Annotated in this window: 22 protein-coding genes; 6 read left to right on the top strand and 16 right to left on the bottom strand. The window is 70.6% G+C overall.

Going from position 1 to position 23392, the window contains the following annotated elements; all coding sequences use genetic code 11:
- Positions 1–4: 4 nt before the first annotated feature.
- The 4 genes from SGFS_RS45030 to SGFS_RS45015 all read right to left on the bottom strand — a co-directional run bounded on the left by SGFS_RS45030 (position 5) and on the right by SGFS_RS45015 (position 5675).
- Complete coding sequence (locus SGFS_RS45030) at positions 5–2494, bottom strand: alpha-L-arabinofuranosidase C-terminal domain-containing protein (protein ID WP_286258285.1); 2490 nt, start codon at positions 2492–2494, stop codon at positions 5–7.
- 494 nt (positions 2495–2988) lie between these two features.
- A complete protein-coding gene (locus SGFS_RS45025; protein ID WP_286258284.1) occupies positions 2989–3567 on the bottom strand; it encodes a histidine phosphatase family protein in 579 nt (192 codons plus the stop codon).
- 183 nt (positions 3568–3750) lie between these two features.
- Positions 3751–4212, bottom strand: a complete 462-nt coding sequence (locus tag SGFS_RS45020) for a GNAT family N-acetyltransferase (RefSeq protein ID WP_286258283.1) — start codon at positions 4210–4212, stop codon at positions 3751–3753.
- A gap of 17 nt (positions 4213–4229) precedes the next feature.
- Positions 4230–5675 carry an aminotransferase-like domain-containing protein gene (locus SGFS_RS45015; RefSeq protein WP_286258282.1) on the bottom strand — a complete coding sequence of 482 codons (1446 nt, stop codon included), beginning with the start codon at positions 5673–5675 and terminating at the stop codon, positions 4230–4232.
- On the opposite strand from SGFS_RS45015, the gene SGFS_RS45010 reads away from it, so the two are divergent.
- Both SGFS_RS45010 and SGFS_RS45005 read left to right on the top strand, forming a co-directional pair.
- Positions 5674–6657, top strand: coding sequence for a DMT family transporter (locus SGFS_RS45010; RefSeq protein WP_286258281.1), 984 nt, complete (start codon positions 5674–5676; stop codon positions 6655–6657). The genes SGFS_RS45015 and SGFS_RS45010 overlap by 2 nt on opposite strands.
- An 88-nt stretch (positions 6658–6745) precedes the next feature.
- Positions 6746–6946, top strand: coding sequence for a DUF1918 domain-containing protein (locus SGFS_RS45005; protein ID WP_286258279.1), 201 nt, complete (start codon positions 6746–6748; stop codon positions 6944–6946).
- Between the two features lie 15 nt (positions 6947–6961).
- Here the strand turns inward: SGFS_RS45005 and SGFS_RS45000 are convergent, their stop codons facing one another.
- Positions 6962–8197 carry a glycoside hydrolase family 10 protein gene (locus tag SGFS_RS45000; protein ID WP_286260372.1) on the bottom strand — a complete coding sequence of 412 codons (1236 nt, stop codon included), beginning with the start codon at positions 8195–8197 and terminating at the stop codon, positions 6962–6964.
- A 190-nt stretch (positions 8198–8387) separates the two neighbouring features.
- Here SGFS_RS45000 and SGFS_RS44995 point away from each other — a divergent pair, with 190 nt between their 5' ends.
- On the top strand, positions 8388–9248 hold the full coding sequence (locus SGFS_RS44995; protein ID WP_286258278.1) for a 3-hydroxybutyryl-CoA dehydrogenase: 861 nt from the start codon (positions 8388–8390) through the stop codon (positions 9246–9248).
- Positions 9249–9474: 226 nt separating this feature from the next.
- A complete protein-coding gene (locus SGFS_RS44990; protein ID WP_286258277.1) occupies positions 9475–9732 on the top strand; it encodes a hypothetical protein in 258 nt (85 codons plus the stop codon).
- A 25-nt stretch (positions 9733–9757) separates the two neighbouring features.
- On the opposite strand, the gene SGFS_RS44985 is transcribed toward SGFS_RS44990, so the two are convergent.
- From SGFS_RS44985 to infC, 10 genes are all read right to left on the bottom strand, one after another.
- Positions 9758–10303, bottom strand: coding sequence for an NUDIX domain-containing protein (locus tag SGFS_RS44985; protein WP_286258275.1), 546 nt, complete (start codon positions 10301–10303; stop codon positions 9758–9760).
- Positions 10304–10401: 98 nt separating this feature from the next.
- Complete coding sequence (locus SGFS_RS44980) at positions 10402–11742, bottom strand: transcriptional regulator (RefSeq protein ID WP_286258274.1); 1341 nt, start codon at positions 11740–11742, stop codon at positions 10402–10404.
- A gap of 223 nt (positions 11743–11965) precedes the next feature.
- A complete protein-coding gene (locus tag SGFS_RS44975; RefSeq protein ID WP_286258272.1) occupies positions 11966–12841 on the bottom strand; it encodes a PP2C family protein-serine/threonine phosphatase in 876 nt (291 codons plus the stop codon).
- 260 nt (positions 12842–13101) lie between these two features.
- Positions 13102–15606, bottom strand: a complete 2505-nt coding sequence (gene pheT / locus SGFS_RS44970) for a phenylalanine--tRNA ligase subunit beta (RefSeq protein WP_286258271.1) — start codon at positions 15604–15606, stop codon at positions 13102–13104.
- A complete protein-coding gene (pheS, locus tag SGFS_RS44965) occupies positions 15606–16736 on the bottom strand; it encodes a phenylalanine--tRNA ligase subunit alpha (protein WP_286258270.1) in 1131 nt (376 codons plus the stop codon). The genes pheT and pheS overlap by 1 nt, the downstream gene beginning before the upstream one ends.
- Positions 16737–16883: 147 nt before the next feature.
- A complete protein-coding gene (locus tag SGFS_RS44960; RefSeq protein WP_286260371.1) occupies positions 16884–18020 on the bottom strand; it encodes a sensor histidine kinase in 1137 nt (378 codons plus the stop codon).
- A gap of 93 nt (positions 18021–18113) precedes the next feature.
- A complete protein-coding gene (locus tag SGFS_RS44955) occupies positions 18114–18956 on the bottom strand; it encodes a TrmH family RNA methyltransferase (protein WP_286258269.1) in 843 nt (280 codons plus the stop codon).
- 206 nt (positions 18957–19162) lie between these two features.
- Complete coding sequence (gene rplT, locus SGFS_RS44950; RefSeq protein WP_033531708.1) at positions 19163–19546, bottom strand: 50S ribosomal protein L20; 384 nt, start codon at positions 19544–19546, stop codon at positions 19163–19165.
- Positions 19547–19659: 113 nt separating this feature from the next.
- Positions 19660–19854: a 50S ribosomal protein L35 gene (gene rpmI / locus SGFS_RS44945; protein ID WP_003977225.1), complete on the bottom strand. Its 195-nt coding sequence runs from the start codon at positions 19852–19854 to the stop codon at positions 19660–19662.
- A 130-nt stretch (positions 19855–19984) separates the two neighbouring features.
- Positions 19985–20686 carry a translation initiation factor IF-3 gene (infC, locus tag SGFS_RS44940; protein WP_286258267.1) on the bottom strand — a complete coding sequence of 234 codons (702 nt, stop codon included), beginning with the start codon at positions 20684–20686 and terminating at the stop codon, positions 19985–19987.
- 367 nt (positions 20687–21053) lie between these two features.
- Here infC and SGFS_RS44935 point away from each other — a divergent pair, with 367 nt between their 5' ends.
- Positions 21054–21410 carry a DUF1844 domain-containing protein gene (locus tag SGFS_RS44935; protein ID WP_286258266.1) on the top strand — a complete coding sequence of 119 codons (357 nt, stop codon included), beginning with the start codon at positions 21054–21056 and terminating at the stop codon, positions 21408–21410.
- A gap of 52 nt (positions 21411–21462) precedes the next feature.
- On the opposite strand, the gene SGFS_RS44930 is transcribed toward SGFS_RS44935, so the two are convergent.
- Positions 21463–22194 (bottom strand): SseB family protein, encoded by a 732-nt coding sequence (locus SGFS_RS44930; protein WP_286258265.1) that lies wholly within the window; start codon positions 22192–22194, stop codon positions 21463–21465.
- A 148-nt stretch (positions 22195–22342) separates the two neighbouring features.
- Between SGFS_RS44930 and SGFS_RS44925 the strand changes: the two genes are divergently transcribed.
- Positions 22343–23389 carry a serine hydrolase gene (locus SGFS_RS44925; protein WP_286258264.1) on the top strand — a complete coding sequence of 349 codons (1047 nt, stop codon included), beginning with the start codon at positions 22343–22345 and terminating at the stop codon, positions 23387–23389.
- Positions 23390–23392 lie beyond the last annotated feature (3 nt).

Here is a 23392-nt window from a genome sequence, read left to right as displayed (position 1 = left end):
CACGTCACTTCTTCTTGATCCTCAGGAACGTCACCGAGTTCGCCGGGAAGGTGTAGCTGAACTTCTTCGCCACCCCGCTGAACGTCGACTTCACGGGCGCGACCGGCGTGGCCGTCTCCGTGTTCACCGCGTTCGGCTCGGCGGCGAGCGTGGTCACGCGGGCCTTCGAGCGGACCTTGGCGCCGCCGAGGTCGATGGCCGTGCGGGCGGCCACGGACTGGGCGTTGACGACCTTGACGATCAGGTCACCGGTCTTGGCGTCCTTGGTCACCACCTGGCGGAACGGCTCGGCCGGCTTGTCGTCGGTGAAGCTGCCCCACTCCTTGCCGTCGAGGAGGAGGGTCACCTGGCGGCCCTCGACCTTGACCTCGACGTCGTACGTACGGCCCGTCTCGATGGTCCCGGCCTTGGAGATCAGCGTCGACTTGCCGCCGTCCACGGCCTGCTCGACCGCGCTGGTGGTGTTGTTCCAGCCGCCGAGGTTCCACCAGTAGTAGTTGCCGGTGTCCTTGACGCCGAAGGCGATCAGGAAGCCCTCCTTGCCGGACTTCTTGGTGGCCTTGGCCTTCAGGGTGTAGTCGTGCCAGGCGGGGTCGCCGGCCGAGACCATGGTGTTCTCGGCGGCCACGTCGGTCTGCACGTACTGCCCGTCCTGTACGGACCAGCTGCCGCCGCCGGTGTGCTTCCACTGCGAGGCGTCACCGCTGAAGTCGTCGCTGAACAGCGTCGTGCCGTCCTCGGCGGTGACCTTCACATCGTCGTACGCGGCGGTCGTGGCCCAGGTGGAGAGGCCGACGGCGCCCGAGATCGGGCCGGTGAGCGACGGCGTGCCGGTGGCCGTCGAGGGTACGACGCGGTCGCCGACGTTGGTCATGAAGAGCTTCTGCATCGCGTAGTTGGCCGAGCCCCAGGACGCGTGGTTGTTGAACCAGATCATGTCGGGGCTCCACTGCACATAGTCCTCGTTGGCGAGGAGCGGTGCGTAGGAGGCGAGTTTCACGACGTCGGCGTTGCGCTCCAGGCCCGTCATGAACGCGGCCTCGGCGAGGGCGTTCTTGAAGGCGTTGCCCCAGGAGGCGTACTCACCGAGGAAGACCTTCGGGCCGTTCCTGTCGTACGAGTCGTAGCGGTCGTTGTTCTGGAGGAACCACTGGGGGCTGTTGTAGTAGTGCTCGTCGACCATGTCGACCTTCGCGTCGCGGTTCAGCTTCCACGCGGTGTCGAAGGTGCTGCCCGCGTCGTCGGGGCCGGAGTTCGAGATCACCTTGATCTTCGGGTACTTCGCCGCGATGGCCGTCCGGAACTGCTGGAAGCGGGCGAAGAACTCGTTCGGCAGGTTCTCCTCGTTGCCGACCTCGAGGGTGGTGAGGTGGAACGACTTCGGGTGGCCCATCTTCGCGCGGACCTTGCCCCACTTGCTGGTCACGGGCCCGTTGGCGAACTCGATGAGGTCGAGCGTGTCCTGGATGTGGCGCTTGAGGAGGGCGTCGTCGTCGGTGGCCTTGTCCTGGCCGCATCCGGTGACCAGGGCGGGCACCACGGGCAGCGGCATCGCGCCGATGTCCTCGGAGAACTGGAAGTACTCGTAGTAGCCGAGGCCGTAGGACTGGTTGTAGCCCCAGAAGTTGGCGTTGGTGGCGCGCTGCTCGACCGGGCCGACGGTGTCCTTCCACTGGAAGGAGCGCTTGCGCTCCCAGTTCGAGGACTCGCTGTAGTCCTGCATGGAGCCGGTGTTGACCAGGCAGCCGCCGGGGAAGCGGACGAAGCCCGGCTTCAGGGCCGCGATCTTCTGGGCGAGGTCCTTGCGCAGACCGTTCTTGTGGCCCTTGTAGGTGTCGCGCGGGAAGAGGGACACCTCGTCCAGGGCGGCGGCGCCGGAGGACGCGACGGCGAGACGGCCGTTGCTGCTGGTGCGGGTCGCGGTGAACCGGGCCTTGTACTTGGCCCAGCCGCCCTTGACGGCCACCTTCCGGGCCTCGGCGAGCGTGCCGCCGGCGTCCTTCAGGGTGACGGTCAGGGTGGTGCGGCTCTCGGCGCGCGCCCACACCGAGAAGTCGTACGTCTTGCCCTTCTCGACGCGGACGCCGGTGTTGTATCCGGCGTTCGTCACGGCCGAACCGGCGCCCAGGGAGAGGTAGTTGCGGTTGCGGGCGTTGAGGCGGCCGTCGTCGTTCACGACCTGCGCGGTGCCGTCGACGGCCCAGGAGGTGAGCGGGGTGTAGGTGCGGTTGTCGGCGGTGCTGTATTCGAAGGAGCGATTCTGGACGAGTTCGGCGTAGAGGCCGCCGTCCGCCGCGCGGTTGATGTCCTCGAAGAAGACGCCGTACATCGTGTCGTCGATCTTGGCGCCCTTGGCCTTCGGGCTCACCTTGATCGCGTAGTCGGTGACGTCGTCGGCGTTCGCGGGACCGGCCGGAAGGGCGCTGGAGGCCAGCAGGAGGGCGGTGGCGGTGAGACCGATTCTCCAGCGCGCTCGGGTGCGGGTGCGTGACATGAATACTCCGCGGCTCTAGGGGAGTTGGGGGGGAGTTGTTCGAAATATCAGACCTTGATCAGCACATCGAACGGCAAGATAGGTAGGTGACCGGAGTGCGTCAATGGGGCGTGCGGTGACAGAGGTGAGGGAGGGCGGTACGGGATGGGCGACTTCCGGCCACTTCCTGACGCGCTCGCCTCTCTGGCCGGGCCGTGGCGCGTGGCACGTTCGGTGCGGGCTCTGGTGAGCGCAGTGGTGGGCCCTTCACGGGAACGGCTGTTTTCGGACCGGAGGGAGCGAGGACGGCGACGCCCTCCGCCACCACGAATTTGGAACCTTCACCAAGGCGGGAGTCTCCCGGCCGGCCGAGCGGGTCGGAACTACTGCATGGGCCCTTCACGGGAACGGCTGTTTTCGGACCGGAGGGAGCGAGGACGGCGACGCCCTCCGCCACCACGAATTTGGAACCTTCACCAAGGCGGGAGTCTCCCGGCCGGCCGAGCGGGTCGGAACTACTGCCGCGTACCGTCCAGGCGCAGATGCCAGCGGCCCGTGTGGCCCGAGACGGTGACCGTCGACAGCGGCCGGACGTCGATGCTCCAGTACGTCGACGGCGGGGCTTTCAGCGCGTAGACGAGGGCGGCGCGCAGCACCGAGGGCTCGGCCACGGCGACGATACGGCCGCCGTCGCTGGCGGGGCGGGTGTCGAGCCAGCCGCCGACCCGGGAGATGAAGGCCATGAGCGACTCGCCGCCGTGCGGGGTGGAGCGCGGGTCGGCGAGCCAGGTGTCGACCAGTTCGGGCTCCCGGGCCATCGCCTCGCCCAGGGTGAAGCCGCGCCAGCGGCCCATGTCGCAGTCCCGCAGCGCGGGCTGGGCCAGCGGCGCGTAGCCGAGGGCGTCACCGGTGGCCCGGCTGCGTGGCGTGGGTGAGCAGTAACGCAGCTCGGCCGCCGCCAGCGGCACCAGCTCATGGGCGGCGCGCTGCACTTCGTCCCAACCCGCCTGGTCCAGCGGGCGGTCGTCCTCGAACCGCTCGGCGAGCAGCGAGGAGCAGCGCGCGGCGGCGACGAATGTGACCCGAAGATGCATGCGGCGATGGTGGAGCGAGAGAGTCCGCAGGTCAAGAGGCGTTACCCAGGAGTTACCCAGGGTTCCTCCACGCTCACGGAGCCGGTCCCCGAGGCTGTCCGCCGGTCACGTCGCCGCCTCGCTCAGGCCACTCCCGGCCACGTCGCCGCCTCGCTCGGCCCACTTCCCGACCGCCGCCGCGCCTCACTCGAAGACGAGCGCCATCCACTGGTCCGGCTTGGCGAGCGGCTCGAAGCCGAGCTTGGCGTAGACGCCGTGCGCGTCGTGCGTGGCGAGCAGGATACGTCGCAGCCCGAGCGGTTCCAGGTGCGCGCGTACGGCCGCGACGAGCGCGGTGCCGAGCCCCGCGCCCCGCGCGCCCGGGTCGACGTACACATCGCAGAGCCAGGCGAACGTCGCCCCGTCGGTCACCACTCGCGCATAAGCGACCTGCTCGCCCGAAGCCCGGTCGTACGCACCGAAGTTGAGCGAGCCTGCGACTGCCCGCTCGTGCTTCTCGCGCGGCCGGCCGAGGGCCCAGTACGCGTCGTCGGACAGCCAGCGGTGGACCCGGTCGATGTCGATACGGGCGGGGTCCGCGGAGATCTCGTAGCCCTCGGGGAGGTCGAGGGCGGCCCCGTCGAGGGGGCGTGATTCGTCGGTCATGGCTGGACGTTCGCAGGTCAGGAGCCGGCTGTCGAACCGTTTAGCGCTGCCCTCAGCCGCCGTACCCCCTCCGTGATCTCGCCCGTTCCCGTCACCCCGACGAAGCTCAACCTCAGGTGTCCGGCCGGGGCTTCGGCGCTGAAGTAGGGGCGGCCGGGGGTGACCGCGACGCCCGCGCGGAGGGCGGCGGCGACCAGGGCGGGTTCGTCCGTGCCGTCGGGCAGGCGCAGCCAGAGGTGGTAGCCGCCGGAGGGGATGTGGGGCAGGGCGAGTTCGGGCAGGTCCAGGCGCAGCGCGGTCGTCATCGTGTCCCGGCGGTCCTTCAACTCCCTTGACACCGCCCGCAGATGGCGCGGCCAGGCGGGCGAGCCGACGAGTTCGAGGGCGGCCTCCTGGAGGGGGCGCGGTACGAAGAAGGTGTCGACGACCTGGATGGCGCGCAGCCGCCCCAGCACGGGGCCGCGGGCCGCGAGGGCGCCCACCCGGAAGCTGGGCGAGGTCGCCTTGGTGAGCGAGGAGACATGGACGACCACGCCGTCCGGGTCGTCGGCCGCGAGGGGGCGCGGCAGCGGCCCCGAGTCCTCGTGCGCGAGCCGGCGCACGAAGTCGTCCTCGATGACGAAGGCCCCCGCCTCGCGTGCGATCCGCAGGACTTCGCCCCGGCGCTCGGGCGCGAGCGTGGCGCCCGTGGGGTTCTGGAACAGCGGTTGGCAGACGAAGACCCGGGCGCCCGTCGCCCGGAACGCGTCGGCGAGGAGGGCCGGTCGTACGCCGTCCGGGTCCACCGGCACCGGGACGGGCCGCAGCCCGGCGGCGCGCGCGATGGCCAACATGCCCGGGTACGTGGGCGATTCGACCAGCACCGGGGCGCCCGGCGGGGCGAGGGCGCGCAGGGCCGTGGTCAGCGCGGACTGGCCGCCGGAGGTGACGAGCACCTCGGCCGCGGTGATCGCGCCGCCGATGCTCCGCGCGAACCATTCGCGCAGCTCGGGGACCCCCTCGACCGGAGGCCGGGCCCAGACGCCGGGCCGGCGCCCGGCGCGGGACAGGGCCGCGCCCATCGCCTGCTCCGGCTGGAGCGAGGGGTGCAGATAGCCGCTGTTGAACTCGATCACGCCGGGCGGCGGGGAGGCCAGCGTGGCCAGCACCCCGGATGCGTCCACCGTGCGCGGCACCAGCTCGGCGGCGCCGTCCGCGCTCAGCGCGACCTCCTGCCAGGAGGTGTCCCCCAGGGCCGCCGACCCGCTCTCGCGGGGCACGGCCCGGAACGCCCCGGCGCCCGGCCGGGTCACCACCAGCCCCTCGGCGGCCAGTTGCGCCAGGGCCCGGGAGACGGTCACCGGGCTCACCCGGTAACGGTCCACCAGCACCCGGCTCGATGGGAGCTTTCCGCCTGCCGAGTAGCGGTCCAGCTCTTTCCGCAGTTGCTCCGCCAGTTCGCCCACACTGCTACGCTCTTGCATGAGAGCACAGAGTAGCGCTATCGCGGAAAGTCCAGTAGCGGTCGACGGCAGCCGGGGAGACAGCGCCTCGCGTACGGCCCCCGTCGTCCCCCGGCTCGGCGGCACCCTCCAGGCCGCCCTCGGAGTGACCGTCTTCTCCCTCACGTTCCCGGCCACCGCCTGGGGCCTGGAGGGCTTCGGCCCCTGGTCCCTGGTCGCCGTGCGCAGCGTGCTCGCGGCCGTCGTCGCGGGCGGCTGTCTGCTGGCCGTGGGGGTCGCCCCGCGCGAGCGAGGCCGAGCGTGGGGGAGGGTGGCGCTGCCCGGTCGCCGCCACTGGGCGGGGCTCGCGGTCGTGGCCGCCGGTGTCGTGCTGGGCTTCCCGATGCTGACCACCCTCGCGCTGCGGACCTCGACCACCGCGCACGCCGCCGTCGTGGTCGGGCTGCTGCCGCTGACGACCGCCCTGCTCTCGGCACTGCGCATGGGCACCCGCCCCTCGCGCACCTTCTGGACCGCCGCCCTCGCGGGAGCCGCCGCTGTGCTCGCGTTCACCGTGGCGCAGAGCGGTGGTGCCCTGAGCACGGCCGACCTGTATCTGTTCGCCGCGCTGCTGGTGTGCGCGGCCGGCTACACCGAGGGCGGACGGCTGGCCCGGGTGATGCCCGGCTGGCAGGTCATCGGCTGGGCCCTGGTGCTGTGCCTGCCGATCAGTGTGCCGGGCGCGCTGCTGGCCCTGTCGTACGAGCCGGTCGAGCTGACCGCGCACAGCGTCGTCGGGCTGCTGTGGGTGGCCGCCGGGTCCCAGTTCCTCGGGCTGGTCGTCTGGTACCGGGGCATGGCGGCGATCGGCATACCGAAGGCCAGCCAGTTGCAGCTGGCCCAGCCCCTGCTCACACTGGTGTGGTCAGTGCTGCTGCTCGGCGAGCAGCTCACCCCGGCCGCGCCCCTGACGGCCGCCGCCGTACTGGTCTGCATCGCGGTCACCCAGCGGACATCCGCCTGACCGAGACGCACACCGGTCCGAACGGCACCGCCAGCCGTAGACTGCGGGCACGGACCGCCACTCCCGTGCAAGACGAGGAGGCCCCCAGATGCACGCAGACGTAGGCGACACTCTGCTGGTACACGGCAGGACCGTCGGGCACCACGACCGGACCGCGGAGGTCCTGGAAGTGCTCGGCCAGAACGGCAATCCGCCCTACCGGGTGCGCTTCACCGACGACGGCCACGAGGCACTGATGGCCCCCGGCCCGGACACGGTCGTCCGCCACCACGGGGAGCCTCTGAAGTAGGCGGCCCCCCGAAGTTCAGCGCGGTGGTTCCGCCGGCCGCTCGTAGTGGTCGGCGACCACCCGCGCCATCGCGCCGATCCGGTCGGCGGCGACTTCCCGGGCCGAGAAGAACACATGCCCGCGCACCTCTGCATGGTCGTGGGCGAGGGTCAGGTGCCGGGACAGCTCGGTCGGCTTCTGCCAGGCCGCGGGCTGCGCCGGGTCCCCCGCCTTGTACAGGGCCTCGCCGATGTACAGCCTCGTCCGCGAGCCCTTCGCCACTTCCGCCCACCAGGGCAGCAGCTTGGCGTAGTCGGCGGCGGCGAAGCCGATGTTCCAGTAGAGCTGCGGGACGAGGTAGTCGATCCAGCCCTTCCGCACCCACGTCCGGGTGTCCGCGTACAGATCGTCGTACGTCTGCACGCCCGCCCGGGTGTCCGAGCCGAGCGGATCGGTGGCCGCGTTGCGCCACACGCCGAAGGGGCTGATCCCGAACTGCGTACCGGGCCTGATCTGCTTGATCTGCGCCGCCGTCTCCCGCACCAGCTTGTCGATGTTGTCGCGCCGCCAGGCGGCCCGGCTGGAGAAGCTCCCGCCGTACGCGTCGTACGCCGCGTCGTCGTCGAAGACCTGGCTCGCTACCGGGTACGGGTAGAAGTAGTCGTCGAAGTGCACGGCGTCGACCGGGTACTTCCGTACGGCGTCCAGCATGGCCTTTTGCACAAAGGCCCGGACGGCCGGGATACCCGGGTTGTAGTAGAGCTTGCCCCCGTAGGGGACGACCCAGCTCGGGTGCTCGCGGGCGGGGTGCGAGGCGACGAGCCGGCTCGGGTCGGTGTGATTGGCGATCCGGTACGGGTTGAACCAGGCATGCAGCTCCAGGCCCCGGGCATGGGCCTCCTCGACGGCCGTGCCCAGCGGGTCCCAGCCGGGGTCCTTGCCCTGGGTGCCGGTGAGGTAATGCGACCAGGGCTCGTACGGGGAGGGCCAGAGCGCGTCGGCGGACGGCCGGACCTGGAAGATCACCGCGTTGAGGCGGCGCTCCACGGCGGTGTCGAGATGGGCGAGCAGCTCGGCGCGCTGCCGCTCGGCGGTGAGCCCCACTTTGGACGGCCAGTCCCGGCCCGAGACGGTGGCCAGCCACATCCCCCGCAGCTCACCGGCCGCCCACCGTCGCTTGTGCTCGCCACCGGCCATCGCGGTTCCGGCGGCGACCCCACCCGCCGCCAGGAGCGTCGTCGCCGCGGTCGCCCAGAACGCCCGCCGCGACATCCATGGCTTCCGATGCACCCTCTTACCTCCGTGCGTACCACTGTGCGCTCGCTCGATCGCGGACCGTTCCCAGACTTGCATGGGGCACCCGCGATACTGATCAGTAGCCACCGGAGGTAACGTGCAGGTTTGGCACAGTCCCACACCCGGGGTATCTGCCGAGGCACGTAGACCAGCGAAAGAGGACGATGTGACCGACATCGAACGCGTCGGAGTGGTGGGCTGCGGCCAGATGGGAGCGGGCATCGCCGAGGTGTGCGCCCGCGCCGGTCTGGACGTGAAGGTCGCCGAGACCACCGGCGAGGCCCTGGAGTTCGGCCGTACCCGGCTGTTCAACTCCCTGTCCAAGGCGGCCGAGCGCGGCAAGATCACTGAGGAGGAGCGGGACGCCACGCTGGCGCGGCTGAGCTTCACCACCGACCTCGGCGAGTTCGCCGACCGTGACCTCGTGATCGAGGCGGTCGTGGAGAACGAGCAGGTGAAGACCGAGATCTTCCAGGTGCTCGACCAGGTGATCACCCGCCCCGACGCGATACTCGCGTCCAACACCTCCTCCATCCCCCTGGTCAAGCTGGCGGTCGCCACCTCGCGGCCCGACCACGTCATCGGCATCCACTTCTTCAATCCGGCCCCGGTGCAGAAGCTCGTCGAGCTGATCCCGGCGCTCACCACCTCCGAGGGCACGCTCAGCCGGGCGCAGCTCTTCGCCGAGAAGGTGCTCGGCAAGCACGCCGTCCGCGCCCAGGACCGCTCGGGCTTCGTGGTCAACGCGCTGCTCGTGCCGTATCTGCTCTCCGCGATCCGGATGTTCGAGTCGGGCATCGCGGGCCGCGAGGACATCGACAACGGCATGGAGCTGGGCTGCGCCCACCCGATGGGCCCGCTGAAGCTGTCCGACCTGATCGGCCTGGACACCATCGTCTCCATCGCCAACAGCATGTATGACGAATACAAGGAACCCCTGTACGCCGCTCCCCCGCTGCTCCAGCGCATGGTGGACGCGGGCCGGCTGGGCCGCAAGACGGGGTCGGGCTTCTACACGTACCCCTGATCACGTCCTACGCCTGATCACGTCGTACGCCTGATTACGGACCGTAGACGCACGATATGTGCGCGGGCCCGGCACCGGAAACGGTGCCGGGCCCGCGGCATTCACACACCGTGTGCGCGGCGGACACGCATATGCCGGTCGCACACGCTCCCCACGCGCCCACCAGGCGAGTTGACTTCACGTGCGCATGCCAGGGATGTAGACGACTACAGAAAGGAGCGGGCTCGTGGCCATCGACCCCGAGCATCCCGTCCTCCACGGTGAACTCGCAGAGTTACGCCGTCGCCTCGACGTGTCACACGCACGCGTCGAAGGAGGGCTGACCCTGCTCAGTCACCGTGCGGAGCAGAACGCCAAGGAACTGGACGACCTGAGCACCCGGCTCGTCACGCTGGAGCACTCCCGCTGGCCGCTGCCCGCGGTCGCGGCCCTCGCGGCCGTGGGCGCGCTCGCGGTCGCGATCTGGCAGGCCGTCGGACACTAGCCGAGCGGACGCGAGGGGGAACCGATCAGGGCAAGGCGTCCTGCCCGAGTTTCAGATGATGCAGGAGGAGCAGCGCGGCCGCCATGTTCGCGGCCGGGACCTCGCCGCGGGCGACCATGTCGGGAACGAGCTTGAGGGGTACCCATTCCCGGCGGTCCGACTCGAAGTCGTCCACGGGGTGACCGACATACGCGCCCTCGTCGGACCAGTAGATGTGGTGCCGGGCGTCGGTGAGCCCGTTGGAGGGCTCGACGCTCAGCAGATGGCGCAGAGGTCCCGGCCGCCAGCCGGTCTCCTCCTCCAGTTCGCGGGCCGCCGCCTCGGCGATTCCCTCGCCGTCCTCGACGACGCCCGCGGCCAGTTCCCACCCCCAACTGTCAGTGATGAATCGGTGCCGCCACAGCAGCAGCACTTCGTTGGCCTCGTTGACCACTGTGGCCACGGCCACCGGCCGCAGCCGTATCAGGAAGTGATCGAGGTGCCGACCGTCCGGCAATGCGACATCTGCGAGATTGACGCTGAACCAGCGGTTTGAGTACACAGTTTGCTCGTTGTGTTTCGTCCACTGCACGGTTCTGCCACCTTCCGCCGAGTAAGTGGCAATATCGCAGCAGGAGCGACCTGACAGCAGGCACACAGTCGGCGCACGGCGGCCCCGGGGCGGAGGGTTCAGAGCGGTACGCGCAGTGCCCCGTCGATCAGTTCGGCGGCCTCGGCGGTACCGGCACAGCCGCTGCGCACCAGGTGTTCGCGTACCACGCGGAGTCTGTCACGCAGGCGCATGGACTCCATTCCGCGCGCCTGCTCGGCCATTTCCACAGCGGTCGCCACCGCCTTGTCGGCATTGCCCTGCCGCAACTCGACCTGACTGAGCATCGCGAGCCGGTGCACCCGCCCCCGGTCGTGCGCCGGCGTGTCCACGGCCGCCGCCGCGTGCTCCTCCGCCGCCGCGAGGTCGCCGAGGCTGAGCAGCGCCTCCGCCACCTGTACGTTGACCAGGCCGGGCTGGACGTAGCCGGTCTCGTCGGGTTCGCGACCGCGCCGGATGCGGTCGGCGGCCTGCTCGGCACGCCGGATGCAGGACAGCGCGCTCGTCCCGTCGCCGAGGTGCGCGTACGCCTTGGCCTGCATCGCATAGAGGTCGGAGGCGAGAGCCGGCGTGATGTGCTTCCCGGCGGCACGCAGCGCGGCTTCGGCGAAGGCCACGGCCTGCCGGTACTCCCTCATGAACAGCGCCTGGTTGACGAGGAGCGCGATGACATACGCCCCGAGCCCCCGGTCCCCGCTGGCCTTGGCGAGCCGGAGCGCCTGGTGGAAGTACCGCTGGGCGAGCCCGTGCGCGTCGGAGTCGTAGGCGCAGATCCCGGCGATGGCGACCAACCCGCCCGTGGCCCGGTGCAGTTGGCGGCCTGTGGCATCCGTGTAGCTGCCGCGCAGCAGGGGCGCGGCCTCCGAGTTGAGGAACCCGACTATCCGCGTACGGGTCGCCACCCCTCCCGCCTTCCGGTACATCTGCTCGTAGTGCGCGCGGGCGGCCCGCAGCATCTCGATGTCGGCCATGCTGACCTGGTGCCGTCCGCCGCGCGAGACGTCGACGTCCTCCGGCGGGTTCTCCCACTCCCACACGGGCATCACGGCGGGCGTGCCGGTGACGGCCTGCGCGCCGAGGACGTGCGGGCGCTGCTGCTCGTCGGAGCGCCACAGGGCGGTGGCCCGCTCCACGAACCCGGAGAGGGACGAGCCGTTCGGTGTGGCCGGCTCACCGGGGACACCGAGGCCGATGTCGTCCAGGGTGACGGTCCGGTGCAGCCGCCCGGCGAGCACCTCGCAGATCAGGTCCGGCACCTGGCCGCGTGGCCGCTGGCCCTTCAACCACCGCGCCACAGCGGTGTGTTCGTACCGAAGCGCGAGGCCTCGGGCCCGTCCCGCCTGGTTGACGTGGGCGGCGAGTCCCGCGTGGGAGATCCCGGCCTCGTCGAGAATCGCGTCGAGCAGAGTGTTGGGCTGCATGGATGCCCCTCCGGTGGCTCGGTGCCGACCCGCACAGCAGCGCTGAGCAGCGTATCGCCACCCCCTTCACACGGGGTGTGAAGCGAATGCCCGAACTCGTAGCGTGCGCGCTCTGTCGCGGAGAGTGGTCATGCCGGTTGACTGAAATGCCTCGCAAGAGGCCGGCCGGGCCGTCGGCTCCCCCTCGTACAGTGCGGCGGCCCTGGCCGGCGGGCGGGGGCGGCTAAGGGGCGGGGGCTACAGGTGGTGTGTCGACCGCGGGTATGTGAGGACTGATCGCGCAGGTCCCCGCGCCCCTGAAAACAGGGGCGTTCCTGATCACTCGGTCGTTGCGGAGTACCAGTACCGCTGTGTCGTCCTTTGGCCTTCCTCCTGTGTGGATCAGGAGTTGGGAGAAGACGGCACGCAGCACAGCGCCTGGTGTGATCGGGTGGGTGCGTACGATCCCGGCGAGGACGGCAGGCAGCGGGAAGAACCCTCCTCCGGCGTCTCGCGCGTCCTCGACACCGTCCGTGTGCAGGAACAGCGCCTCGCCGGGCAGCAGTTGACCGCACGGCGTGGGTGGGAGTTCGGCAGGCAGGGGGAACGGCCCCAGGGGAGGCATCGGCTCGGCCTCGACAAGTAGCTGCGCCCGGCCAGCACTCAGCAGATACGGCCACGGGTGGCCGCAGTTGAGGGCATGGATCACACCGTCGGGGGCGATCTCCAGCAGCAGTACGGTCACGAACTCCTCGGTGTCCTCGGTTCTTGCCCTCTCCCGCAGGTGGCGGGCGAGGGCGCGGTCGAGGCGGGCGAGGACTCCGGCGAGTTCGGCCTCGTCGTGGACGGCCTCGCGGAAGCCGCCGAGTACGGCGGCGACGGTGCCGATGGCGGACAGGCCGTGCCCGCGTACGTCGCCCATGACCACGCGTACGCCGTGCTCGGTGGCGATCACCTCGTAGAGGTCGCCGCCGACGAGCGCGCCGCGGTCGGCGGAGAGCTGGGCGGCGGCGGTGGCGAGCCCGTCGATCCGGGTGGGCAGCGGGCGCAGCAGCACACACTGTGCGGCACCCGCGACCTCGCGGGCCCGTCTCACCTCACGGAGCAGCATACGAATCATGCCGATGGCCCCCCAATAGGCCCTGACAGCGCGCACAACGGCCCCGGAAGGCCGTCCCGATTCTGTCGCCGCATGCCCCGTAAGGACCAGATCATCCGAAACAGCCACCCGAACGAGTGAGGTGACGGATGGGGCGGGACTGATGGGGGGTGTGGGGGCCGACCCCCAGAAGAGGCGCGGGGAACTGCGCGACCAGCCACGGACTACCCGCGGCCGCCAACAACACGCAGCTCCCCGCCCCCCTCAGGAGCCAGGCACGACTAGCTCCGCAGAACGGCTCCCACCCGCTCACCCGCGAGGGCAACCGCCGCATCCCGAGCCGCCGACGCCTCATCGACCGTCAGCGTCCGATCCGCGGCCCGGAAGCGGAGCGCATACGCCAGGGACTTCCGCCCGTCACCCAGCTGCTCCGCGTTCTCGTACACGTCGAACAGCCGGATGCTCTCCAGCAGTTCACCCGCTCCCTCGCGCAGCGCGGCCTCGACCTCGGTGTGCGGCACGAACGTGTCGACGACCAGCGCGACATCCTGCGTGGCCACCGGGAACGTGGAGATCTTCGGACCCTTCGGGACGCCCGCGCTGGCCGCCTGAAGGGTGTCCAGGTTCAGCTCCATCGCGCAGGTGCGCGCGGGCAGACCCAGGGTCTTCAGCACGCCGGGGTGCAGCTCACCGGCGTACCCGATGACCTCCTCCGCACCGTCCACGACGACCGCGAGCTCGGCGCAGCGGCCCGGGTGCCACGGCCCGTACTGGCCCTTGCGGACGATCAGCTCGGTGCCGGCCTCTTCCGCGAGGATGCGGGCGGACTCGATGGCGTCGGCCCAGTCGGCCGGGCGCCCCTTGCCCCACCAGCCGGCCTGCTCGCGGGCGCCCGCGAGGACGACGGCGGCGTGCCGGGGCTGGACGGGGAGCGCGGCCGTCAGCGACGCGAGCTCCTCGTCGGTGGGACGGCGGTCGACGGGCAGGCGTGCGGCCACGCCCAGCTCGTCCTGGGGGTGGAAGACAAGCCCGGTCTCGAAGAGGGCCAGGTCGTGGCTGCCCCGGCCGTCGTTGCGGCGCAGCGCGGCGAGCAGGCCCGGCAGCAGCGTCGTACGGAGGGCGGGCTCCTCGTCGGAGAGGGGGTTGACCAGCTTGACGACCTTGCGGTGGCTGTCGTCGGCGGCCAGCGCGAGCTGGTCGAAGACGTGCTCGCCGATGAACGGGTAGTTCGGCGCCTCGACGTATCCGGCACCTGCCAGCGCGCGGCCGACGCGGCGGTGCAGCCGCTGCCGGTCGGTCAGCCCGAGGCCCGCCGGAGGCCTGGGCAGCGTGGAGGGCAGGTTCTCGTAGCCCTCAAGACGGATGACCTCCTCCGCCAAGTCGTTCGGGTCGGTGAGGTCGGGCCGCCAGGACGGGACGGTGACGATCAGCTCGTCCTGCCCGTAGACGTCGCAGCCGACCTCCTGGAGACGGCGTACGACGGTCTCGCGGCCGTACTCCACGCCCGCGACCTTGTCCGGGTGATCGGCCGGGATGGTGATCGTGTGCGGCGCGGAGGGCGCGATGACCTCGGTGACGCCCGCGTCGGCGGTGCCGCCGGCGAGGAGCACCAGCAGGTCCACCGTGCGCTGGGCGGCGGCGGCCGCGGCCAGCGGGTCGACACCGCGCTCGAAGCGCTTGGACGCCTCGGAGGCCAGCTTGTGCCGACGGGCCGTACGCGCGATGGCGATCGGGTCGAAGTGCGCGGCCTCGATGACGACCTCGGTGGTGGTGCCGTCGGTCTCGTCGATCTCGGTGTTGGCACCGCCCATGACACCGGCGAGGCCGATGGGCCCGCGGTCGTCGGTGATGACCAGGTCCTCGGCGTCGAGCGTGCGCACGGTGCCGTCGAGGGTGGTGAGCTTCTCGCCCGCCTCGGCGCGGCGGACCCCGATGGTGCCCTGGACCCGGGAGCGGTCGTACGCGTGCAGGGGCTGGCCCAGCTCCAGCATCACGTAGTTGGTGATGTCGACGGCCAGCGAGATCGGGCGCATGCCGGCCTTCTGCAGGCGGCGCTTGAGCCAGATCGGGGACTGGGCGTCGGGGTCGAGCCCGGTGACCGTGCGGGCGGTGAAGCGGTCGCAGCCGAGCGGGTCGGAGACCTGTACCGGGTAGCCGAACGCGTTCGGGCCGGGCACGTCGAGGAGCGCCGGGTCGCGCAGCGGCAGCCCGTACGCGGTGGCCGTCTCGCGGGCGATGCCGCGCAGCGAGAGGCAGTAGCCGCGGTCGGGGGTGACGGCGATGTCGAGGACCTCGTCGACCAGTTCGAGCAGCTCGACGGCGTCGGTGCCGACCTCGTGCTCGGGCGGGAGGACGATGATGCCCTTGGTGCCGTCGTCGCCCATGCCCAGCTCGTCGCTGGAGCAGATCATGCCGTGCGAGTTGCGGCCGTAGGTCTTGCGCGCGGAGATCGCGAAGCCGCCGGGCAGTTCGGCGCCGGGGAGGACGACCACGACCTTGTCGCCGACGGCGAAGTTGCGGGCGCCGCAGACGATCTCCTGCGGCTCGCCGGTGCCGTTGGCGGTGCCGACGTCGACGGTGCAGAAGCGGATCGGCTTCTTGAACTCGGTCAGCTCCTCGATGGTCAGTACCTGACCGACGACGAGGGGGCCCTTGAGGCCGTCACCGAGCTGCTCGACGGTCTCGACCTCGAGGCCTGCCGCGATGAGCTTCGCCTGCACGTCACGGCCGGTCTCGGTGGCCGGCAGGTCGACGTACTCCCGCAGCCAGGAAAGCGGGACCCGCATCAGATCTCCATCCCGAACGGCCGGGTGAACCGGACGTCACCCTCGACCATGTCTCGCATGTCTTCGACGTTGTGGCGGAACATCAGCATCCGCTCGATGCCGAACCCGAAGGCGAATCCGCTGTACTTCTCGGGGTCGACGCCGCAGGCGGTCAGCACCCGCGGGTTGACCATGCCGCAGCCGCCCAGCTCGATCCAGCCCTCGCTGGAGCAGGTGCGGCAGGGGCGGTCGGGGTTCCCGACGGACTCGCCCTTGCAGACGTAGCAGAGCATGTCCATCTCGGCGGACGGCTCGGTGAAGGGGAAGAAGTTCGGCCGCAGCCGGGTCTTCATGTCCTCGCCGAACAGCGACTGGACCATGTGGTCCATGGTGCCCTTGAGGTCGGCCATGGTCAGGCCCTCGTCCACCGCGATCAGCTCGATCTGGTGGAAGACCGGGGTGTGTGTGGCGTCCAGCTCGTCGGTGCGGAAGACCCGGCCGGGGCAGACGACGTAGACGGGCAGCTCACGGCTGAGCAGGGAGCGGGCCTGCACGGGCGAGGTGTGCGTGCGCAGTACGACACCGGACTCGCCGTCGCTGTCAGCACCCTTCGGGCCTTCGACGAAGAAGGTGTCCTGCATCTGGCGGGCCGGGTGGTCCGGGCCGAAGTTCAGGGCGTCGAAGTTGAACCACTCGGCCTCGACCTCGGGGCCCTCGGCGATCTCGTAGCCCATGGAGACGAAGACGTCGGCCACGCGCTCCATCATCGTGGTCAGCGGGTGCCGGGCGCCGGCGGGGACGCGGTCGTGCGGCAGCGTGACGTCCACTGCCTCCTCGACCAGCACCCGCGCGTCACGCTCGGCCTCCAGCTCGGCCTGGCGGCCGGTGAGCGCCTTGTTCACCGCGCCACGGGCCTGGCCGACCAGCTTTCCGGCGGCGGCCTTGGCCTGCGGGGGCAGGGCGCCGATCTCGCGGTTGGCGAGGGCCAGCGGGGAGGTGCCGCCGGTGTGGGCGACCTTGGCCTCCTGGAGCGCGTCGAGGGAGTCCGCGGCGGCGAAGGCGGCGAGCGCCTCGTCCCGCATGCGCTCGATCTCTTCCGGTTTCAAGGCCTCGACCTCTACAGGGTCGTACGACTTATTCGGTGCCGACATCTCTTCCCGTGCTTCCGATTGGCTGGCTGAAGGTCCCCGTACCGACTCGTGGACAGATCGTCACGGTTTTTGGGACACAAAGGTGCCAAAGGCCGAGTCTAACGGGGTTGAGGTGTTCGAACGCGCCCGCGGGCCGCTCAGGCGATCTCAGGTGAGATAGGCCGGAACGCTCACGGGCAACGTAAATCGGAACTCGGCGCCGCCGCCGCGGGCGCGTCCGACCGTGATGGTGCCGCCGTGGGCTTCGACGATGCCCTTGACGATGTACAGCCCGAGGCCGGTGCCGCCGCGCTTGCTGCCCCGCCAGAAGCGGGTGAAGACGCGGTTCATGGACTCCTCCGGGATGCCGGGCCCCTCGTCGCTCACCGTGACCGACGTACCGGTGTCCTCCCCCTCGCGGGGGGAGGCCGTGGGCCTGATGTCGATGGTGACGGTTCCCTCGCCGTGCCGCACCGCATTTTCGAGGAGGTTGCTGAGCACCTGGTCGATCTTGTCGGGGTCGGCCCAGAGGCCGGGCAGGGGCTGCTCGATGCGGAGCAGGAACCTGTCGGCGGGCTGGCCGGCGGCGACGTACGCCTGGATGTGCCGTCCGACGGCCGCGCCTATGTCGACGGGCTGGCGGCGCACTTCGAGCCGTCCGGAGTCGATCCGGGAGATGTCGAGCAGCTCGGCGATGAGCCGGGTGACGCGATTCGCGTCGGCGTCGACGGTCTCCAGCATCAGCTTCTTCTGGTCGTCCGTGAACCGTTCCCACTTGGCGAGCAGAGTGGCGGTGAAGCCCTTGACGGACGTCAGCGGCGAGCGCAGCTCATGGGCGACGGTGGCGATCAGCTCGGCGTGGCTGCGCTCGGTGCGGCGGCGGGCCTCGGTGTCGCGGAGGGAGACGACGACGCGGCGGACGGGCCCGGTGGGATGGATACGCACGTACCGAGCCGATACGAGTACCTCACGCCCCCCGGGGAGGAGCAGATTCCGCTCGGGCTGCCCGACGCGGATCGCGAGTCCCCCGTACGGGTCGGTCAGCTGCCACCAGCGGCGGCCTTCGAGGTCCTCTAAAGGCAGGGCCTTGTCCAGTCGGCGGCCGAGGGCGTCGGCGGAAGGGGTGGCGGTGATGCGGGCCGCGGCGGCGTTGAAACAGATGACCTGGCCGTGTTCGTCGGCGACGACCAGTCCGTCGGGGAGTTCGTCGGGATCGATGCCGAGGTCGGCGAGGTCACCGTGGCGGGGCGCGGGTGTGGCACGCACATCCCGTGCTCCGAGTGTGCTGCTGGTGCCGACCCTCATCCCCGTTCCCCACCTCTCGTCCGGCATGGGGGTACCTCCCTGCTCGAGCACGGTCGAGAAGCTTGGGGGAGGGCCCCCGAGCCCGTCACCCTACTAGCTGGGAGTGACGGAGCGGCACCCTCCGAAGGCGCGCTGTGCACGTGCTGACGCGTAGAGACATACGGCGGCGGCGGTCGCGAGGTTCAGGCTCTCCGCCTTTCCGTGGATCGGGACGCGCACTACGGCGTCGGCCAGCGCGCGGGTCTCCTCCGGAAGCCCCCATGCCTCGTTGCCGAACACCCAGGCGGTGGGTCCGCCCATCGTGCCCTTGTCCAGCTCGTCGTCGAGGTCGTCCGTCCCGGCGCCGTCGGCGGCGAGGATGCGGACGCCCGCGGCTTTCAGCCCGGCCACGGCCTCCTCGACCGCCACGCCCACGGCGACGGGCAGATGGAACAGCGACCCGACGGAGGCCCGTACGGCCTTGGGGTTGTAGAGGTCGACGGAGGCGTCGGTCAGGACGACCGCCTCCGCCCCGGCGGCGTCGGCGCACCGCAGGACGGTGCCGGCGTTCCCGGGGTCGCGCACGTTCGCGAGTACGGCGACGAGCTTGGGGCGGGCGGCGAGGACGTCCTCGAAGGGGGTGTCGAGGAACCGGCACACGCCGACGAGGCCCTGGGGCGTGACGGTGGTCGAGATGTCTGCGATGACCTGCTCGGCGGCGAGGTGGATACGGGCGCCGGCGGTGCGGGCCTCCCCCACGATGTCGGCGTACCGCTCCGCGGCCTCGACCGTGGCGAACAGCTCGACCAGTGTGTCCGCGTGCCCGGCGGCCTCCCGCACGGCCTGCGGCCCCTCCGCGAGAAACAGCCGCTCCTTGCCCCGGAAGTTCCGCTTGGCGAGGCGGCGCGCGGCGGAGACACGCGGGGAGCGAGGGGAGATCAGCTCGGGGGTGGGCATGAGTCACCTTCGGGGTGGTTGGGGTGGTGTTTCGGGCGCGGGTGGGTGGGGTTGCTCGCACCCGACGACGAACCCCGACGGACCCGGGCTCTCCCGCGCACAGGACCAAGCCGAGGAAAGTCACCCCGGACACACTCGGACCCGCAAGCCAAGGTGGCCTACGGGTCCGGGGTTCACATCACGTCCGGCTCAAGCCAGCGCGGCGATCACGCAGCCTTGGGCGCGTTCACGTCCGCGGGCAGCGCCTTCTGGGCGACCTCGACCAGCGCGGCGAACGCGGTGGCGTCGTTGACGGCCAGCTCGGCCAGGATCTTGCGGTCGACCTCGATGTTCGCGGCCTTCAGACCCTGGATGAAGCGGTTGTACGTGATGCCGTTGGCGCGGGCAGCGGCGTTGATGCGCTGGATCCACAGCTGACGGAAGTCGCCCTTGCGCTTCTTGCGGTCGTTGTAGTTGTAGACCAGTGAGTGGGTGACCTGCTCCTTGGCCTTGCGGTACAGGCGCGAACGCTGACCGCGGTAGCCGGAGGCCTGCTCGAGGATCGCCCGGCGCTTCTTGTGGGCGTTGACTGCCCGCTTGACGCGTGCCACTTTTTAACTCCTTGTAGCGGGGCCGTGGTTGTCCTCACACGGCCCGAAATCGATTGGGTCCCGGTCCAGACGTACGGCGCGAGGTGATCGACGGACGATCAGGCGCCGCTTCGTCACTTGCCGAGAAGCTTCTTGATCTTCGCGGCGTCGCCCGGGGCCATCTCGGCGTTGCCGGTGAGGCGACGCGTCACGCGGGACGACTTGTGCTCGAGCAGGTGGCGCTTGCCGGCGCGCTCGCGGAGCACCTTGCCGGAGCCGGTGATCTTGAAGCGCTTGCTGGCACCGCTGTGCGACTTGTTCTTCGGCATAGCGCCGTTCTCTCCTCGTCAGTGGCGCTCCGGTGCCCGGTCGCTAAACCGGGCACGACGGAACGTCATATCTATCGGTTGGCACCCTGGACTCGCGCCCAGGGTTTCCCTGGACTCGCGTCCGGGGGTCTTACGCCTCGGCAGGCTCCTCGGCCGGCGCCTCGGCTTCGACGTGCTCCACGTCGGTGTGCTCGGCGTCGGCGTGCTCGGCGGCGTTCTGCGACTTGCCGGGGTTGGCCTTCGCTTCCGCCTTCCGGGCTTCCTGCGCCTGGCGGGCCTCGGCCATCGCCTCGGTCTTCTTCTTGTGCGGACCGAGGACCATGATCATGTTTCGGCCGTCCTGCTTCGGGTTCGACTCGACGAACCCGAGGTCCTCGACGTCCGAAGCGAGCCGCTGCAGCAGTCGGTAGCCCAGCTCGGGCCGGGACTGCTCGCGACCACGGAACATGATCGTGATCTTGACCTTGTCGCCCTGCTTGAGGAACCGGACGACGTGACCCTTCTTGGTGTCATAGTCGTGCGGGTCGATCTTCGGCCGGAGCTTCATCTCCTTGATGACCGTGTGCGCCTGGTTCTTGCGCGCCTCACGGGCCTTCATGGCCGACTCGTACTTGAACTTCCCGTAGTCCATGAGCTTGCAGACCGGCGGACGCGCGTTCGCGGCCACCTCGACCAGGTCGAGGTCGTACTCCTGCGCAAGCTCCAGGGCCTTGGCAAGCGGGACAATCCCGACCTGCTCGCCGCTGGGACCGACAAGTCGCACCTCGGGAACGCGAATCCGGTCGTTGATGCGGGGCTCGGCGCTGATGGATCCTCCTCGGTAGCACCTCACACGACGGTCTGGCGGACCGCCATGTATGTCTGTATGACATAGGAACCAACCATCGCGGCGCATGAAAAATGCCCCGGACGGAACACAGGCGGGGCTCCAAGGGTTGCCGGAGCACCGCCGCGGGTGTGCCGCGGGGCGCGCATCGGACGACTCCACCGTCCGTACGGAACGGTGGGGGCCGTCTGACCGGAGACCTGCCGTCCCGGAGGGCGGTCAGGTGGGAGTTCGGAGCCTCCACTTGCGGGTCGGACACTCAGGTGTCCAACCGGTCGTTCACCCACATTACAGTGTCAAGACCCTGGCCGCCAATCGGCGCGCATGGACTCCCGCGGAACGGGGAAAGGAAGCCGGGGCCTATCGTGTGGGCATGAGTGAGACCCCTCCTGAGTCCCCCGACTTCGACTCGATGACCCGTGACATCGCCGAGGTCCCCGCGGTCGAGGTGATCGTGACGGTCGCCGTCAACCTGATGAGCGCCGCAGCGGTGAAGCTCGGTCTGACCGAGGAGGGCGACAAGTACAAGGACCTGGACGAGGCCCGCAAGCTGGTCACCGCCCTCGCCGGTCTGCTCGACGCGTCCACGACCGAGATCAGCTCCTTCCACGCGGCCCCGCTGCGCGACGGCCTGAAGTCGCTGCAGCTGGCGTTCCGCGAGGCGTCCCTCGTCCCGGACGAGCCGGGCCAGGGCCCGGGCGAGAAGTACACCGGGCCGGTCTACGGCTAGGGCCGAGTGCCAGGGCTCTGGCCTCAGGGCGCAGGGCGCAGGGCGCAGGCTTTCAGCTTCGTACGTACAAGGGCTCGCCGGGTGGCGTGGCTCCGGCCGGCAGCAGTGCCAGGTCGAGGCCGCGGACCAGGCGGGCCCTCAGTGTCTCGTCGGCCGCGAGGCGCTCGGCGACCGCGCGCGCGGCCTCGGCCGGGGCCGCCGAGGGCTCCAGGACGAGGGCGAGGGTGCCGTCCGCCTGTCCCGGGCCGAGGTGGGCCCGGAGCACGGCGGGCTCGGCCGCCACGGCACCCCGTACCGCCTCGACGACGGCCGGGTCGGCCAGCGGATCGGTGGTGGTGCGTCCCTCGGCGAGGGCGAGCAGCGCGGGGCCGGTCAGCTCGAACGGCACCGGTCCGGCGAGGTCGAGCACGATCGTGTCGGCCTTCTCGTGCGCGGCGGCCTGCAGCGCCTGGTGCAGGGGTACGGCGACGGGTCGGGCGGCGGGGTCCCAGCGGGCGAGTGAGTCGGTGGACGTGAAGGCGGGCAGTGCGGTGCGGCCACCGGCCTTCAGGGTGGGGACGGCCATGTCGCTGGTCTTCTCGCGGCGCAGCCCGTTCTCGTCCTCCTCGACCTCGCCGAGCACGGCCACGACGGGGACGAGCAGCCGGGCGCCCTTGAGCGCCTCCAGGACGGGTCCCACGGCGGTGCGGTCCTCGGCCCAGGCGGCGAGGGCCGCGCTCAGGCCGGGGTCGGCGGAGCCGTCGTCGTCGGAGAAGCCGGGGTCGGGAATGTTCTTGTTCGCCACGGTCGCGACCCTATCGGGGGAAGTCAGCTGCGCTTGTGCGGGGCCGGAAACGTGAGGGTCACGTCACTCACGGTTTTCTCAGCTTCCCCTGACAAGCATCTAACAAAGGCCTAACCCATCGCACAGCGCCGGGCTGAAGCATCGCCGCATGCCTCCTCACAGAGCCCGCCGAGACCGTCGAGCCCGTCGCGGCGCCCGTTCGTCCGCGCGTCGCCCTCTGCTGTACGTCGCGCTCGCCTGCCTCGCCGTCGTGGGTGCGACGGCCGGCGGCACCGCGTACGTGAAGGCCCGGGCCCACGGCGGCGGTACCGCCGTATCGTCGTCGGCGTCATCGTCGGTATCGGCCTCGCCGGGTGCGGACGGGGGCGCTGAGGAGGCTTCGGTGGAATCTGTGACGGCGCCCGCTGTGGATCACGACGAGTTGCTCGCGGCGGCCATGGCGGAGGTGACGGTCGAGGACGGGGCCGCGGTGTCGGTGGCCGTGCTGGACGTGGAGTCCGGGGACTCGGCGGGGTACGGGGACGGGCAGTTCGACACCGCGAGCATCGTGAAGGCGGACATCCTGGCGGCCCTGCTGCTCCAGGCGCAGGACGAGGGCCGCCAGTTGACGGCGCAGGAGAAGGCGTACGCGTCGACGATGATCCGGGACAGCGACAACGACTCCGCGACCGCGCTGTGGAAGAGCATCGGGCAGGCGGCGGGTCTGGACGCCGCGAACGAGCGGCTCGGGCTGACCGGCACCGAGGGCGGCGACGGCCTGTACTGGGGGCTGACGCAGACCACGGCGGCCGACCAACTCACCCTGCTCCAGCAGGTGTTCGGGGACGACGAGGGCTCGGAGCTGAGCGCGGCCTCGCGGGCGTATCTGCAGGAGCTGATGGGGCGGATCGCGGAGGGCCAGGACTGGGGTGTCTCGGCGGCCGCCTCGGGCGGGTCCTCGGGGTCCGGATTCGCGCTCAAGAACGGGTGGTTGCCGCGTACGGCCACCGGGCTGTGGGACATCAACAGCATCGGGCGGGTCACGGTGGACGGGCACGACTACCTGGTGGCGGTCGTGTCGAACGGCAACACGACCAAGGCGAAGGGGGTTTCGCTGGTGGAGGCGGCAGCGCGGGCGGCGGTGTCGGCGTTCGGGGAGCGGGACGCCGAGGACTCGGCCGTCGCCTCCCGGGTGACAGTGCCGACGACGTCGTAGTAG

Source organism: Streptomyces graminofaciens, from assembly GCF_030294945.1.
Lineage (GTDB): Bacteria > Actinomycetota > Actinomycetes > Streptomycetales > Streptomycetaceae > Streptomyces > Streptomyces graminofaciens.
Note: the sequence above shows the minus strand (reverse complement) of the source record. Positions and strands in the feature narration are given on the sequence as shown.